Consider the following 14274-nt stretch of genomic DNA (forward strand, 5'->3'; position numbering starts at 1 on the left):
GTGTTTTTATATATGTCGCCTACAAGCGATCAAAGTTACAAATGTTAAAAACTTAAGCAGAAAGCCATTCTAATTACACATTCGTTTTACTTACTTTGTACTTGTCTAAATTAACAATGTATTATTAGAGCAATATAGTATCTTCTTGTTAATTTTCCGATGATTTAAATCAAAAAAGAACCTGCCTTGAAAATAGTGCGTACAACATACCTGTCGCTGGGAAGCAACCTGGGAAACAAACTCCAAAACCTACAAGGTGCCATTGACGAAATCAACCAGGATATTGGTCATGTTACGAAAGTTTCTTCCGTATATAAAACGAAGTCCTGGGGCTTTGAAGGAGAGGATTTTTATAATATCTGCCTCGAAGTATCCAGCAGCCTCAGCCCTGAAAAAATGATTCAGGCGGTGATCAACATCGAAAATAAACTGGGCCGGATAAGAGATGCAGGACCATCCTATATAAATCGTATTATAGACATTGATATTTTACTTTTTGATGATGAGATCATCTTTTATAATGACTTGAAGGTGCCTCATCCAGCAATGCTGCAACGGAAATTCGTTTTAGTTCCTTTAACTGAAATCGCACCCAATGTTATGCATCCCATCACTAAAAAAACCATTCTGATCTGCCTTCAACAATGCCAGGATAGCCAGCATATTGAAAAGATAGCGCATCAACTTATTCGTCCTATTTCACTGGTAGAAAAGTATAATTATATCGCAATCGAAGGAAATATCGGGTCAGGTAAAACAAGTTTAGCGAAAAGAATTGGTGATGATTATAATGCGAAACTAGTCCTTGAGCGATTTGCCGATAATCCCTTTCTTCCAAAATTTTATAAGGATGAAGATCGATATGCCTTTCCTTTAGAAATGAGTTTTTTAGCAGACAGGTATCACCAACTAACCGATGGCCTGTCACAATTTGATTTGTTTAAAAACTTCATCGTCTCTGACTACTATATTTTCAAATCCTTGATTTTTGCCCAGGTGACCTTACCCAAAGAAGAATATAGTCTGTATCGAAAAATGTTTGACATCATGTACAAGGAAATTTCTAAACCTGATGTTTATGTGTTTTTGTATCAAAATACAGAAAGACTGATAGAAAATATTAAACGCAGAGGCAGGGATTACGAACAAAATATCCAAGCCGATTACCTGGATAAGATCCATAAAGGTTATATATCCTTTATCAAATCAAAAGAAGAATTAAACACCCTGATTCTTGACGTATCTGAGCTTGACTTCGTAAACAATGAAGCAGACTACAGAAAAATCCTCAAAGATATTTTAGCCTTCGAACCTTCATCTGATTGAGGATATTGTATAACAGCTACTGTCTTTTGATCCCCATCTTTTCAGCATAATAGTCACAAAAATCACGCATTGTTGCGCTCATTTTATCATCGCTGGTGGCAGCCTCAAAGGTATCCGCCATGGAAGTAAGTGTTTGATGAAAAAATTGAATCATTTCATTTACGGGCATTTCCTTGGTCCACAGGTTTATTTTATACGTATCCTTTTCACTGGAATCCCAAACCGATAACAACATGGCTTTTGCTTCCATATTATTTATCGCTCCATCATCCGCGGACCAATGCAATTCTTCAGGAACTCTGTTTTCATCCAAGCCAACCTTCACGTTTATTTCTGATCTGTGCTTTACTGCCATAACTATTCTTTCTTTTTTTTAAACTAATTCTCTTGCGCTTTCTGCAGGCGCTTTTGTGCTAACGCTTTTTAGGTTTGTACTTAGATTTTTTAAACAGTTCTTCGTTATCAAGCACAAGCATTTCATTAATACCTATGTCATTGTGTTTCATAAACGAGTTTACAATTTGCCAGCCAAACCATATGCCGATCCTTCCCGGAGAATCCTTATCGACTTCTAAATAAAATTTGGAAAAAGGGGCATCTGCGATAAACCTGTCTGTTAATGTCGCATCATTTGAATACAACATCTCTTTTTGAATGAAATACTTCCAGATATTTGCTTCACTCATTTCCGCCCATTCTAATTGATCAGGACTATATCCCATTATTTCGGCAGGACCAACTGTTGGTAAAAAAAGTGAACTCAGGTACTTCTTTTTACCTTCTTGAACAATTCTCGAAATATAAGAATTCAAGGCTGATGGTCTTACAATGGTTGTTTCAATTTGTTCCGCGGCATCCACTAATAAATGCTCCTTCGTAAAATTCTGTTTGATATATGCCGGATAATCCTCATAAACCACATGGTCCTTTCCCAGGTAAACATCCAAAGAGACAAACATCAGGCTATCCGCATAAATAATTCCATTCTCATAATCTACATTTGAAAGAATGGTAATAATTCGCGGTTCTTTAAATTTTGGAAAATAATATTTTACATGCTTGAATAACTCTGAAAGTCCCTCCTTCTCTTTTGAAAAATCACCAAAAACCTCCTGTGAGGAAGTATACAGAAACAATTCATCCTCGTCTTTCATCTTTGAGGTCCAGATAGAATCAGGGTTTGGTTCAGGAAAAAGAAATGGAAAATCAGCCTTTAAGGTAGGAAGGTCTTTAGGACCTGCCGTATAAAATCGTTGCTCAAATCTATCTACATCCAGGTTAATTTCAATTCCTGAAACATCAGCAGTCACCTTATCATTATTAGAACAGCTAACAAGCTGCCAAAAAATTAAAACAAGAAAAAAATATTTAATAACGTTCATTTAAAATAATTGCCAAGAAAAATTAATATTTTTGTGTGTCGCAAAACTAATAAATACTTAGCAATAATGAACACAGAAAAAGTTACAAATCACATTGTGAACTGGTTAAAAGATTATGCCGTCAAAGCTGGTGTAAAAGGTTTTGTAATTGGTATTTCCGGAGGAATTGATTCTGCAGTTACTTCTACCCTTTGTGCCAAAACAGGATTAGAACTTCTATGTCTGGAAATGCCGATTCATCAAGCTCCTACCCAAGTAAACAGAGCCATGAATCATATTGAATGGCTTCAGCATAATTTTTCAAATGTGGGCTTTTCTCAAGTGAATCTGACTCCTGTGTTTGACAGTCTGGTAGACGCATTCCCCCAGGTGGAGAATGAGGAAGCCCGATTTTTATCCCTGGCAAATACCAGAGCTCGATTAAGAATGACCTCCCTTTATTATTTCGCTGCCTTAAAAGGGTTGCTCGTTGCCGGGACCGGAAACAAGGTCGAAGATTTTGGCGTAGGTTTTTTTACCAAATATGGAGATGGAGGAGTTGATCTGAGTCCAATTGCAGATTTGATGAAAAGTGAGGTGTATGCAATTGCCGAACACCTAGGTATAAACCAGGAAATCAGAACAGCAGCCCCAACAGATGGCTTATGGGGAGATGACCGGACAGATGAAGACCAATTGGGTGCCAGCTATAACGAACTGGAATGGGCCATGAAAGCTATTGAAGAGGAAGAAACTGATAACCTTAGTAAGAGACAAGAGAAAGTACTGGAAATTTATTCAAAACTTCATGCAGCCAACAAGCATAAAATGGTTCCAATACCAGTGTGTGAAATTCCTGAAAATCTCAAAGTCTCCTAGCTATATGACTCTGTTGAGCTTTTCAAACAACAATTGTTTTAAAGCTGTATAATCGCGGATGGATTCAAGGGTCTCTGTGTTGTCCATCAATTCCTTTGTTGATTCCTGATCTGATTGCAGGTCTGTTTTCAGGGAATCTATTTTTTCAGCAATCAGTAAACGACGTAAATTATAAAGTACATCCATCACCAATTTTGGAAGATAGCTTTCCTTTTCCTTTACAAATATATCGTGCTTTTCCCAGCTGCTCAGAATATGCCTTTCCTCTTCCATTAAGATATCTGTCACTGTTGATGAAACATCCACATCCTCATGGTTGGTAAACAAATCCGCCGAAATACCCTGTTCCTGGTTCAACAAGTGAATAATCTCATAATATATCTTCAAAAAAACAGGGTTCGTAAATTCAATTTCATCTTCCTGTAAATGCATGTAAATCTCCTTACAAACGATGTTTGAATAATTGTTCTTAACCATCTTCTTCTTACCATTATCGTCAATTTCAGAAGTAAAATCCACAAAATCAACTTGCTCATTGCCGTACAATAGCAGTATTTCAATAATTTTCTTCTCCATCTGAAAGAGCTGATCAATTTTCTCAATTTTTTTCGCCTCTTTCTTTACCCCGGTAAACGGTGTTTTCTGCACTTTCGAAGGATGGGCCTCCTTAGCTCCTCTTTTTAAAATCTGGGATAACTCATTAAAAAGAACACTTTCAGAAATATTCATGATGCGCGCACATTCCTGCACATAAATTTCCTTTTGAATATTATTTGGGATCTTAGAAATACTCGAAACAATATCACGAATTAATTCTGCTCGCTTAATCGGATCATTCTTTGTTTCTTCAAGTAAGAGCGAAGTTTTAAACTGAATAAAATCCTGGGAATGTTCATGCAGATACTCTTTGATCTCTTCACTTGTTCTCGCTTTAGCAAAACTATCCGGATCATCTCCTTCTGGAAAGGCCACTACTTTTACATTCATGCCCTGTTCGAGAATCAAATCAATTCCTCGAATAGAAGCTCTTATTCCTGCTGCATCACCATCAAACAAGACAGTAATATTGTTTGTCAACCGATTGATCAGCCTAATTTGATCCGGTGTTAAGGCAGTTCCTGAAGAAGCCACAACATTTTCTATCCCAGATTGCCACATTGAAATAACATCCGTATACCCTTCAACCAAATAGCAATTGTCTTCTTTGGCAACACTTTGTTTGGCCTGATAAAGACCATATAAAACTTTACTTTTATGGTAAATATCACTTTCTGGTGAATTCAGGTATTTGGCGGCTCTCTTATCTGTCGACAAGGTTCTTCCTCCAAAACCAAGAATTCTACCACTCATGCTCTGAATCGGGAACATGACCCTTCCCTTGAAACGGTCAAATTTCCGATTGTCTTTGACAATGGTCAATCCTGTTTTATCCAGAAATTCAATTTCATATTTTTTGCTGATGGCCTCATCGGTAAAAGCAGACCATTCATCCAAGGAATATCCTAATTCAAACTTCCTGATGGTTTCATCAGTAAATCCCCTTTCCTTAAAATATGACAAACCTATGGCTTTGCCTTTCTCTGAATTCCAGAGGGTATCCATAAAATATGTCTTGGCGTATTCTGATACCAGGAACATACTCTCCTTTTCATTAGAACGTTTCTTTTCTTCTTCGTTCTGTACAGTCTCCTCGATTTCAATCTGGTATTTTTTAGCCAGATATCGTATGGCTTCAGGATAGGAATAATGTTCGTGTTCCATTAAAAAAGTAATGGAATTCCCTCCTTTTCCGGTACTAAAGTCCTTCCAGATCTGCTTCACAGGTGACACCATAAAAGAAGGTGTCTTTTCATCTGTAAACGGGCTGAGTCCTTTATAATTTGCACCTGCTTTCTTCAAATTAACAAAATCACCAATCACTTCCTCCACCCTGGCGGTTTCAAATACTTTGTCAATGGTGTCTCTTGCAATCATTTTAAAACAAAAAATTTAGGATATAAAGATAAAAAAACTGTCAGAGCTTGACAGTTTTTTTCAATTTGTTATTTAAATGTTGGTTTAGGATACCGCCTTTAATTTTTTAATCGTTGATTTTGTCAACTTGTCCTGAGCATATTTTTTCGTTACTCTCAAACTGGTTTCTTCCTCTCCCGGCATTTCAAACATAGCATCTGTCAGAATTTCTTCACACAGAGACCGTAAGCCTCTGGCTCCTAATTTATATTCCACAGCCCTGTCCACTATAAAATCAAGGGCCTTTTCATCTATCTTAAAACTAATGCCGTCCATGTCAAACAATTTAGTGTATTGCTTAATAATGGCATTTTTTGGCTCCGTTAAAATAGATCGTAAGGTTTCTTTATCCAAGGGTCTCATGAATGTAAGGGCAGGTAATCTACCAATGATTTCAGGAATCAGACCAAAGTTTTTCAGATCCGAAGGAATGATATATTGCAATAAGTTCTCTTCATCAATCTTATCATCTGAGATAGAAGCACTATAGCCTACAGCCTGCATATTCAATCGCTTGCTAATCACTCTGTCGATACCGCTAAAGGCACCTCCGGCAATAAATAGAATATTCTTGGTATTGACCTCAACAAATTTTTGATCCGGGTGCTTTCTGCCTCCTTTAGGCGGCACGTTAACAACAGTCCCTTCTAACAACTTTAACAAGGCCTGTTGAACACCTTCTCCTGAAACGTCTCTGGTGATGGATGGATTATCGCCTTTTCTCGCAATTTTATCGATTTCATCAATAAATACAATACCTCTTTCTGCCTTGTCAACTTTATAATCTGCTGCTTGTAACAGTCTTGTCAAAATGGTTTCCACATCTTCCCCAACATACCCGGCTTCCGTTAGAACGGTCGCATCTACAATAGCGAAAGGAACATCCAGCATTTTAGCAATGGTTCTGGCAATCAAGGTTTTTCCTGTACCCGTTTCTCCCACCAATACTATATTACTTTTTTCAATCTCGATATCGTCATCCTTGGTAGTAGCCGGCTGCAATAATCTTTTATAATGATTATAAACCGCAACAGACATCACCTTTTTTGCCTGATCTTGACCAATAATATATTGGTCCAGAAAAGTCTTTATTTCACGTGGCTTTTTAACCAGAAATTCACTACTAACGTTTTTACTTTCGTTGATTGATTCTTCCAGCACTATACCATGGGCCTGCTCAATACACTTATCGCATATATGAGAATCAACGCCTGCTATTAACAAATTAGTCTCTTCCTTTTTTCTTTTACAAAATGAACATTCTAATTCTTCTTTCTTCGCCATAATCTGCTTTGTTAATTTAGGATGTTAATCCTCCTTTATTATTTGCTTCGTGCCAATACTTCATCAATCATTCCATAGGACTTGGCCTCATCTGCCTTCATCCAGTAATCTCTATCTGAATCATCATGAACCTTTTTCACTTTTTGTCCTGAATGCTTCGCTATGATGGCATACAATTCATCTTTTAATTTAAGAATCTCTCTTGCTGTAATTTCTATATCAGAAGCCTGGCCTTGCGCACCTCCCAAAGGCTGGTGGATCATGATTCTCGAATGTGGAAGCGCCGATCTTTTGCCTTTTTCTCCTGCACACATTAAAACGGCACCCATAGAAGCCGCCATCCCTGTACAAATAGTTGCTACATCAGGCTTGATAAACTGCATCGTATCATAAATTCCTAAACCTGCATAAACGCCACCTCCCGGTGAATTAATATATATTGATATATCTTTTGACGAGTCTACACTTTCTAAGAACAATAATTGTGCCTGAATAATATTCGCCACCTGATCATTAATTCCTGTTCCCAAAAAAATGATTCTATCCATCATTAAACGGGAAAAAACATCCATTTGAGCAACGTTCAATTGTCTCTCTTCAATAATATATGGGGTCACGCTGCTGACGATCTGGTCTACGTAAAGGCTATTTATTCCTTGATCTTTTACAGCGAATTTTTTAAACTCATTTCCAAAATTCATATAAATACTTTTTAATCGTTAAGTCTGTAAATATACTAATTAATTAGGATGTATTGTTACCCAAATTATCATCCCGAAATTCACGAATTAACCGATAGTAAAGAGACTATAGTTCAGTCAAAAAAAAACTCCATAATGACAAGTCACTATGGAGTTCTTTTGTATATATAAAGTTTTATTTATAAACTTCTTTCACAAAGTCCTCATAGGTTACTTCCTTTGTTTTTAACTTAATGTTTTCCTTGAAAAAGGTTAACAGTTTTTCGTTTTTCAATTGATCAGAAAGTCTTTTTACTTCTTCTTGATTTGAAAGCACTCTGTTGACAATTTCATCAAGCTCCTTGTCCTCAATTTTGTTATCTCCAAACTGAGCCATTTGCGCTTTTACAAAACCTTTCGTATACTCTTTTAAGTCTTCGTAAGAAACTTGCAACTTATTGTCAGTCATCAACTTTCCTTCAATTAGTTGGTATCTTAAGCCTTTTTCAGATCTTTCGTATTCTTCCTTAGCTTCTTCTGGAGTCATTGGTTTCTCTCCGGATACCGCAAGCCACTTTTTCAAAAATTCAGCAGGAAGCTCAAAAGAAGTATTCTCAATCAAACTCTCAGTTACAGCATTCAATAATTGCTGATCAGCCTGAGATCCGAATTGCTTCTCAGCATCTTCTTTTAATCTGTCTTTTAGTTCTTCATCAGTTTTAACAAGACCTTCACCAAATAGTTTATCAAATAATTCCTGATTCAAATCAGCCAATTCAGTTTGGGTAATTTCTTCAATTGTAAAAGTTAGCGGTGCATCAAATCCGTGGGCATCATCATGAGAAAGACCCAAGACATTCATTAACATATGATCATCCGTAAATAAGTTCTTTGATTTTAAAGAAAGAACATCCCCTACTTTAGCACCAACAAACTTTTTTAAATTTACCTTCCCTTTAATTTTCTCAACTTTGAAAGTAGATTTCTTTTCGATCTCTTTTTCTTCATTCACAAAAGTACCGGTCACATTTGAATTCTCTTCAACTGCTGCCTGGGTAATCATCTTTCCGTACTGTTCTCTGATATTTTCAATTTGATTGTTAATCATCTTGTCATCAGCAACAATCTTGTAAGAATTAATCGCTTTCTTAGGCTTTAGGTTTACCTCAAAATCAGGTGCCAATCCCAATTCAAATTCAAAAGAAAATTTTTCCTCATCCCAAGAAAAATCATCTTGCATTTTTGGCAATGGATTTCCAAGAACATCCAATTTCTCTTCCACTAAAAATTTATTCAAAGATTCTTGAAGAAGTTTATTTACTTCATCAATCATCACAGACTTTCCATATTGTTTTTTCACCAAACTCATCGGCACATGTCCTTTTCTAAATCCAGGAATATTTGCCTTTCTTCTGTAATCGTTTAGCTGCGTATCAACTTTCTCCTGATAATCATTCGCTGTAATATCAATCTTAACAACTGAATTCAACGCATCAATGTCTTCTTTCGTAATCTTCATTCTAAATAAATTTATCTCTTTTTTTGAATTTGAGGCTGCAAAAATAATGATTTTAGATCAAATTATAACAATGATTGTTCCAATTGAATCCTAAAATAGACTAATGTTATGTTAAAATTGCGAAAGACCGGGTGTCAGACCCCAAAAATTACTTTTCAATCAGCTTGTGAAGAATTGATTCAAAAAACGAAAGTAAGATACTGAATAACAATGCTGTCCAAAAACCAGCAACACTAAAACCATCGATCCAGCTATTGGCCAGTAAAATCATAGCAGCATTGATGACAAACAAAAACAGACCCAAAGTTAAAATGGTAACCGGAAGCGTGAGAATAACTAAAATGGGCTTGAGGATTGAAAATAAAATACCCACAATAAAGGCTACCCAAATCGCTGTTCCATAGTCATCAACCTCAACTCCTGGTAAAAAATAGGCAATTAATAATACTGCCAATGCCGTTAAAAGTACTTTAAAGAGGTAATTCATAGTGCTGTTTTAAGACCTTGAGCAAATTAGTCATTTTTAAGGAATCCAACAACATTATCGTAAAAATCAATTGGGTTCTCAGCATGCAGCCAATGACTTGCCCGATCGATAGTTACAATTTCATTATCCGGGAAATGACTGTCAATTAAAGCTTCATCCTGATTGGTAATATAGCCCGATAAAGCTCCTTTCAAAAATAAAACGGGGCCTTCAAAAAATGTCCTTGGAGGAAGTGCTACTCCTATTTCATCAATATGTTCTTCCAATACTTCTAAGTTGAACCGATAGGCCAATTTATTTTTTTCGACTCTGTATACATTCTTTAATAAAAACTGTCTGATGCCGTTTTCAGGAATATGTTTTTTTAAGAGGAAATCAATTTCGGACCGGGATGAAACAACAGAAAAATCAACCTCATTCAGTGCATCAAGAATATATTGATGATGTGGCGGATAGAATTTGGGTGCAATATCTGCAACTATCAGTTTTCTCAGTCTTTCAGGATGTTCAACCGCAAATAACATTCCGGTTTTCCCTCCCATGGAATGGCCCAATATGTTCACTTGATCTAACTGATGATGATCTAGGTATGCCAAGAGATCCTCCACCAATAATTCATAGGAAAAATCATCATCATGAAAGCTTCGTCCGTGATTTCTCTGATCAACAAGATGAACTTCATAATCAAGTCCGAATTTATTGGCAAGTGTCTTCCAATTGTCTCCCATACCCAAAAAGCCATGCAAAATAATCAGGGGCTCCCCATTTCCAATCACTAAGGAATGTAATAGTTCCATTATTTTAGTTTTTGAAGGTACATGCTTACTACATTTTGAAGTCCAAAATAAAGGGCTTCTGAGATCAGGGCATGTCCGATAGATACTTCTAATACTCCTGGAACTTCTTGTACAAAATACTTCAGATTGGACAGGCTAAGGTCATGACCTGCATTAATTCCAAGCCCTAATTCCATTGCCTTCTTTGCTGCTTCAACATAGGTCTGAACACCGGACGTGTCATCTGCCTCATAAGCAACCGCATAGGATTCAGTATACAACTCAATTCTGTCCGTACCCGTCTCTGCTGCCGCTTCAATTAATCGAATGTCGGGATCCATAAATATGGACGTTCTAATTCCGTTTCTTTTAAATTCTGCGACAACTTCTTTCAAAAAACCGGCATTTTGCAGGGTATCCCAACCTGCATTTGAGGTGATCGCATCAACCGCATCCGGCACCAATGTGACTTGTTCCGGTTGAATACCCAATACAAGATCTACGAACTCAGGAATAGGGTTTCCTTCTATATTAAACTCTGTATGCACAACAGACCGAAGATCTTTGGCATCCTGATAACGAATATGTCTTTCATCCGGTCTGGGATGAATTGTGATCCCCTCGGCACCAAATTCTTGAATATCTGAAGCCGCTTTTAAAAGATTCGGGACATCTCCTCCTCTGGCATTTCGTAGGGTAGCAATTTTATTGATATTGACGCTTAATTTTGTCATTACTTCCAGTTTTATAATTTTAATGCAAAAGATATTATATCTTTACACAATCGTTCGCATACACAAGGGGGCAAAATTACAATTTTATCTTTAGTAACCATCTATTTTAATGCAAACCATCAACTACATATTAAACGACGTTAAACCCTTTGATCTCCAGAACAGCATTGGTGAAATGAGGCGTGCCTTTGAGGATTTTCCATATTCTCATATTCCAGTTGTTGATGACGGTATGTATTATGGTGCTATCTCACATCAGGAGATTGACATGTTAAATCCTGATAGCCTGAAGCTAAACGAATTCAAACATTTGGTACAACCTTTTTATGTCATTGAAAAAATCAATTGGTTCGAAGTTTTGCAAAATTTTGCAACGCATAATACCAATTTGATGCCCATATTGAATGGAGAAAAAAAATACATTGGTTATTATGAACTCGATGATTTTTTGAACATTTTCAAGTGCACTCCCTTTTTACATGAAGAAGGTGTGATTTTGGTTGTTGCCAAAAATGTAAATGATTATTCTTTTAGTGAAATATCTCAACTAGTTGAATCGAACAATGCCACTTTATTTGGAGCCTTTGTCTCCAAAATAGAAAATGACATGGCACATATTACCCTAAAACTAAGCCTACACGACATTAATAATACCTTGCATTCTTTTAGAAGGTATAAATACGAGATCCTGAATGAATTTGAAAAGGACAAATACCTTGAAGAATTGAATGACAGATCCAATTATTTGCAGAAATACTTAAATATTTAAGCACATAGCCATCTATGAAAGTAGGAATTTTCGGACAATCAAATAATGATATCACTATAAAGTATGCGGGACAACTCGTAGATTTATGTGTAAAAAACAAAGTGTCGATCGTCTTCGAGGAAAACTTTTACAAGGGATTTAACGAGCACTCAGAATATGCTGACGTATCAACGTTCTCTGGTTATGAGGATCTTGACAGAAATCTGGACTTCTTTTTTTCTGTGGGTGGTGATGGCACATTTCTGCGTTCAATTACTTTTATCAGAGATTTAGAAATTCCCGTAATTGGGATCAATACAGGACGCTTAGGATTTTTGGCGAATATTCAGAAAGAAAGTATAACCGAGGCCTTTAACAACATCATCCAAGGCAATTATGTGGTTCAAAAAAGATCCTTATTAGGAGTTCAAACCGAAAACGACGAAGGCGCTTTAAACCAATTGAATTTTGCATTGAATGAGATTACTGTTACCAGAAAAAATACAGCATCCATGATAAAGGTTGACACGATGCTGGATGCTGAATTTCTTACAACTTATTGGAGTGATGGTCTCATTATTTCAACCCCGACCGGTTCCACCGGATATTCTCTGAGCTGTGGAGGGCCCATCATATCGCCGACATCTCAAAATATAGTACTTACCCCTATTGCTCCTCACAGTTTGGCGGTTCGCCCCCTGGTAATACCGGACCAAACACATATAGAATTAAACATTGACAGCCGGGCAGATGAGGTATTGCTCACATTAGATTCCAGAATGTATACTTTGCACAATAAATCAAAGTTAACAATAGAGAAATGCAGCTTTTCAATTATGACCCTACAATTAGACGATCAAACCTTCATAAAAACACTGCGTGAAAAACTTCTTTGGGGAGAAGATAAACGCAACTAAATCAACGGATATAATACAATTTTACGCTTAAAAAACTGTTAATCAAAAAAGAACATTCATTTCAATCAAATGCAAATGTATTTTTTTATATTTGCGAACTATTTTTTATGATGAAAAAAATTGTATTTGTAATCCTAATTTCTTTCTTTTCAACAGGTTTGTTTTCTCAGATAAATGAGGCGGGAATCTTTGCTGGAGGCAGTAATTATATAGGGGACATCGGACGAACAAATTTCATTTATCCAAATAGCTTTGCCATCGGCGCTATTTACAAATGGAATATGCATCCGCATTATTCAATTCGAGCGAACTATAAGTATTCAAAAATTTCAGGAAGCGATTCTCAATCGAGTAACTCTTTTAGAAAATACAGGGATCTTAGTTTTACAAATGACATTCATGAAATAACACTGGGAATAGAATATCATTTTTTCAAGTATAGTTTAGGAAAAGTTGGCTTTACCCATACGCCCTATGTCTTTTTCGAGGCTGGTACGGTGAATTACGGAACATTGGATGACGGGCGCAGCTTTAATTTTACCATGCCTTTTGGAGCAGGGTATAAAACCATTCTCGCTCCCAATGTTGGAATAGGATTTGAAACGGGTTTTAGATATACCTTCAAGGATGATATTGATGGGTATCCTTATGATCCTTTGAGTGAAAACATACAGATCAATCCAAACAACAATGACTGGTATGTTTTTACAGGAATCACATTGGTATTTGCCTTTGGTAGAGAAGGTTGTTATACAGGAAGTTTTTAAAAATTATGGATTTAGTATCTCAAATAGATAAGAATTTGATCCCGCGACATGTTGCCATCATCATGGATGGTAACGGAAGATGGGCTAAAAGCCAAGGACTAAAAAGGGTTTTAGGTCATAAAAAAGGGGTTGAATCTGTGAGACAATCAGTGGAGGCTAGTGTTGAACTTGGAATAGAGGCTTTAACTCTTTATGCATTTTCAACTGAAAACTGGAAACGACCAAAGATCGAAATCGATACCCTCATGAGCATCCTGGTAAACTCGTTAAAAAAGGAGATCAAAACCTTTCAGGACAACAACATTAAACTACAAGCCATTGGCAACCTGAATAAACTGCCTTTATTAGCGAGAAATCAATTGAAAGAAGTCATGTCATTGACAGAAAAAAATGATGGCATGATATTGACGCTTGCCCTTAACTACGGGGCTAAAGAAGAATTGATCAGGGCTGTAAAATCCATTTCTAAAAAAATTGTTAATAATGAACTTGACACCGAAGAAATTGATGAAAAAATTATAAATAGTCATTTATATACATTTACTTTGCCCGTCGTTGATTTTTTGATTCGAACGAGTGGGGAAATGCGCATTAGCAATTTTTTATTATGGCAAATTGCATATGCGGAATTGTATTTTACTGATATTTTGTGGCCCGATTTTAGGAAGAAGGACTTTTACGAAGCAATACTGAATTATCAAAGAAGAGAGAGACGATTTGGAAAAACAAGTGAACAAATTGAAAACAGTAATAAATAATTTAAGATATACAGGTTTACTGTTC

Annotated in this window: 15 protein-coding genes; 6 read left to right on the forward strand and 9 right to left on the reverse strand. The window is 36.4% G+C overall.

Annotated features, from left to right (window positions below; translation table 11 throughout):
* The first annotated feature begins 186 nt into the window (after positions 1–186).
* Positions 187–1326 (forward strand): 2-amino-4-hydroxy-6-hydroxymethyldihydropteridine diphosphokinase, encoded by a 1140-nt coding sequence (gene folK / locus ACR2MV_RS03215; RefSeq protein WP_434020458.1) that lies wholly within the window; start codon positions 187–189, stop codon positions 1324–1326.
* Between the two features lie 16 nt (positions 1327–1342).
* On the opposite strand, the gene gldC is transcribed toward folK, so the two are convergent.
* Positions 1343–1681 carry a gliding motility protein GldC gene (gldC, locus tag ACR2MV_RS03220; protein WP_434020459.1) on the reverse strand — a complete coding sequence of 113 codons (339 nt, stop codon included), beginning with the start codon at positions 1679–1681 and terminating at the stop codon, positions 1343–1345.
* 58 nt (positions 1682–1739) lie between these two features.
* Positions 1740–2708 (reverse strand): gliding motility lipoprotein GldB, encoded by a 969-nt coding sequence (gene gldB, locus ACR2MV_RS03225; protein WP_434020460.1) that lies wholly within the window; start codon positions 2706–2708, stop codon positions 1740–1742.
* Positions 2709–2774: 66 nt separating this feature from the next.
* Between gldB and nadE the strand changes: the two genes are divergently transcribed.
* Positions 2775–3566: an NAD(+) synthase gene (gene nadE / locus ACR2MV_RS03230; RefSeq protein WP_434020461.1), complete on the forward strand. Its 792-nt coding sequence runs from the start codon at positions 2775–2777 to the stop codon at positions 3564–3566.
* Here the strand turns inward: nadE and dnaG are convergent, their stop codons facing one another.
* From dnaG to ACR2MV_RS03265, 7 genes are all read right to left on the reverse strand, one after another.
* The gene (gene dnaG / locus ACR2MV_RS03235; RefSeq protein WP_434020462.1) at positions 3567–5540 is read right to left on the reverse strand and encodes a DNA primase; all 1974 of its coding nucleotides are present in this window, start codon (positions 5538–5540) and stop codon (positions 3567–3569) included.
* Between the two features lie 84 nt (positions 5541–5624).
* On the reverse strand, positions 5625–6863 hold the full coding sequence (gene clpX / locus ACR2MV_RS03240) for an ATP-dependent Clp protease ATP-binding subunit ClpX (RefSeq protein ID WP_434020463.1): 1239 nt from the start codon (positions 6861–6863) through the stop codon (positions 5625–5627).
* A 38-nt stretch (positions 6864–6901) separates the two neighbouring features.
* On the reverse strand, positions 6902–7564 hold the full coding sequence (gene clpP, locus ACR2MV_RS03245; protein WP_434020464.1) for an ATP-dependent Clp endopeptidase proteolytic subunit ClpP: 663 nt from the start codon (positions 7562–7564) through the stop codon (positions 6902–6904).
* 175 nt (positions 7565–7739) lie between these two features.
* Complete coding sequence (tig, locus tag ACR2MV_RS03250) at positions 7740–9062, reverse strand: trigger factor (protein ID WP_434020465.1); 1323 nt, start codon at positions 9060–9062, stop codon at positions 7740–7742.
* A 148-nt stretch (positions 9063–9210) separates the two neighbouring features.
* Positions 9211–9549 (reverse strand): phage holin family protein, encoded by a 339-nt coding sequence (locus ACR2MV_RS03255; protein WP_434020466.1) that lies wholly within the window; start codon positions 9547–9549, stop codon positions 9211–9213.
* 26 nt (positions 9550–9575) lie between these two features.
* On the reverse strand, positions 9576–10346 hold the full coding sequence (locus ACR2MV_RS03260; protein ID WP_434020467.1) for an alpha/beta fold hydrolase: 771 nt from the start codon (positions 10344–10346) through the stop codon (positions 9576–9578).
* The gene (locus ACR2MV_RS03265; RefSeq protein WP_434020468.1) at positions 10346–11059 is read right to left on the reverse strand and encodes a pyridoxine 5'-phosphate synthase; all 714 of its coding nucleotides are present in this window, start codon (positions 11057–11059) and stop codon (positions 10346–10348) included. The genes ACR2MV_RS03260 and ACR2MV_RS03265 overlap by 1 nt, the downstream gene beginning before the upstream one ends.
* A 109-nt stretch (positions 11060–11168) precedes the next feature.
* Between ACR2MV_RS03265 and ACR2MV_RS03270 the strand changes: the two genes are divergently transcribed.
* The 4 genes from ACR2MV_RS03270 (at position 11169) to ACR2MV_RS03285 (ending at position 14249) form a co-directional block, all read left to right on the forward strand.
* Entirely contained in the window at positions 11169–11828 is a 660-nt protein-coding gene (locus ACR2MV_RS03270) for an acetoin utilization protein acuB (RefSeq protein WP_434020469.1), read from the forward strand.
* A 14-nt stretch (positions 11829–11842) separates the two neighbouring features.
* Positions 11843–12724 carry an NAD kinase gene (locus ACR2MV_RS03275; protein ID WP_434020470.1) on the forward strand — a complete coding sequence of 294 codons (882 nt, stop codon included), beginning with the start codon at positions 11843–11845 and terminating at the stop codon, positions 12722–12724.
* Positions 12725–12831: 107 nt separating this feature from the next.
* Positions 12832–13491 (forward strand): DUF6089 family protein, encoded by a 660-nt coding sequence (locus tag ACR2MV_RS03280; protein ID WP_434020471.1) that lies wholly within the window; start codon positions 12832–12834, stop codon positions 13489–13491.
* Between the two features lie 5 nt (positions 13492–13496).
* Positions 13497–14249, forward strand: coding sequence for an isoprenyl transferase (locus ACR2MV_RS03285; protein WP_434020472.1), 753 nt, complete (start codon positions 13497–13499; stop codon positions 14247–14249).
* Positions 14250–14274 lie beyond the last annotated feature (25 nt).

Origin of the sequence: Lutimonas sp., assembly GCF_051011215.1 — a bacterium.
GTDB lineage: Bacteria > Bacteroidota > Bacteroidia > Flavobacteriales > Flavobacteriaceae > Lutimonas.

Coding starts and splice junctions, on each gene's coding strand:
- ACR2MV_RS03265 (WP_434020468.1), bottom strand. CDS start 11,059: ATGACAAAATTAAGCGTCAATATCAATAAAATTGCTACCCTACGAAAT.
- clpP (WP_434020464.1), bottom strand. CDS start 7,564: ATGAATTTTGGAAATGAGTTTAAAAAATTCGCTGTAAAAGATCAAGGA.
- ACR2MV_RS03285 (WP_434020472.1), top strand. CDS start 13,497: ATGGATTTAGTATCTCAAATAGATAAGAATTTGATCCCGCGACATGTT.
- nadE (WP_434020461.1), top strand. CDS start 2,775: ATGAACACAGAAAAAGTTACAAATCACATTGTGAACTGGTTAAAAGAT.
- ACR2MV_RS03270 (WP_434020469.1), top strand. CDS start 11,169: ATGCAAACCATCAACTACATATTAAACGACGTTAAACCCTTTGATCTC.
- dnaG (WP_434020462.1), bottom strand. CDS start 5,540: ATGATTGCAAGAGACACCATTGACAAAGTATTTGAAACCGCCAGGGTG.
- ACR2MV_RS03255 (WP_434020466.1), bottom strand. CDS start 9,549: ATGAATTACCTCTTTAAAGTACTTTTAACGGCATTGGCAGTATTATTA.
- ACR2MV_RS03260 (WP_434020467.1), bottom strand. CDS start 10,346: ATGGAACTATTACATTCCTTAGTGATTGGAAATGGGGAGCCCCTGATT.
- ACR2MV_RS03280 (WP_434020471.1), top strand. CDS start 12,832: ATGATGAAAAAAATTGTATTTGTAATCCTAATTTCTTTCTTTTCAACA.
- tig (WP_434020465.1), bottom strand. CDS start 9,062: ATGAAGATTACGAAAGAAGACATTGATGCGTTGAATTCAGTTGTTAAG.
- clpX (WP_434020463.1), bottom strand. CDS start 6,863: ATGGCGAAGAAAGAAGAATTAGAATGTTCATTTTGTAAAAGAAAAAAG.
- gldB (WP_434020460.1), bottom strand. CDS start 2,708: ATGAACGTTATTAAATATTTTTTTCTTGTTTTAATTTTTTGGCAGCTT.
- gldC (WP_434020459.1), bottom strand. CDS start 1,681: ATGGCAGTAAAGCACAGATCAGAAATAAACGTGAAGGTTGGCTTGGAT.
- ACR2MV_RS03275 (WP_434020470.1), top strand. CDS start 11,843: ATGAAAGTAGGAATTTTCGGACAATCAAATAATGATATCACTATAAAG.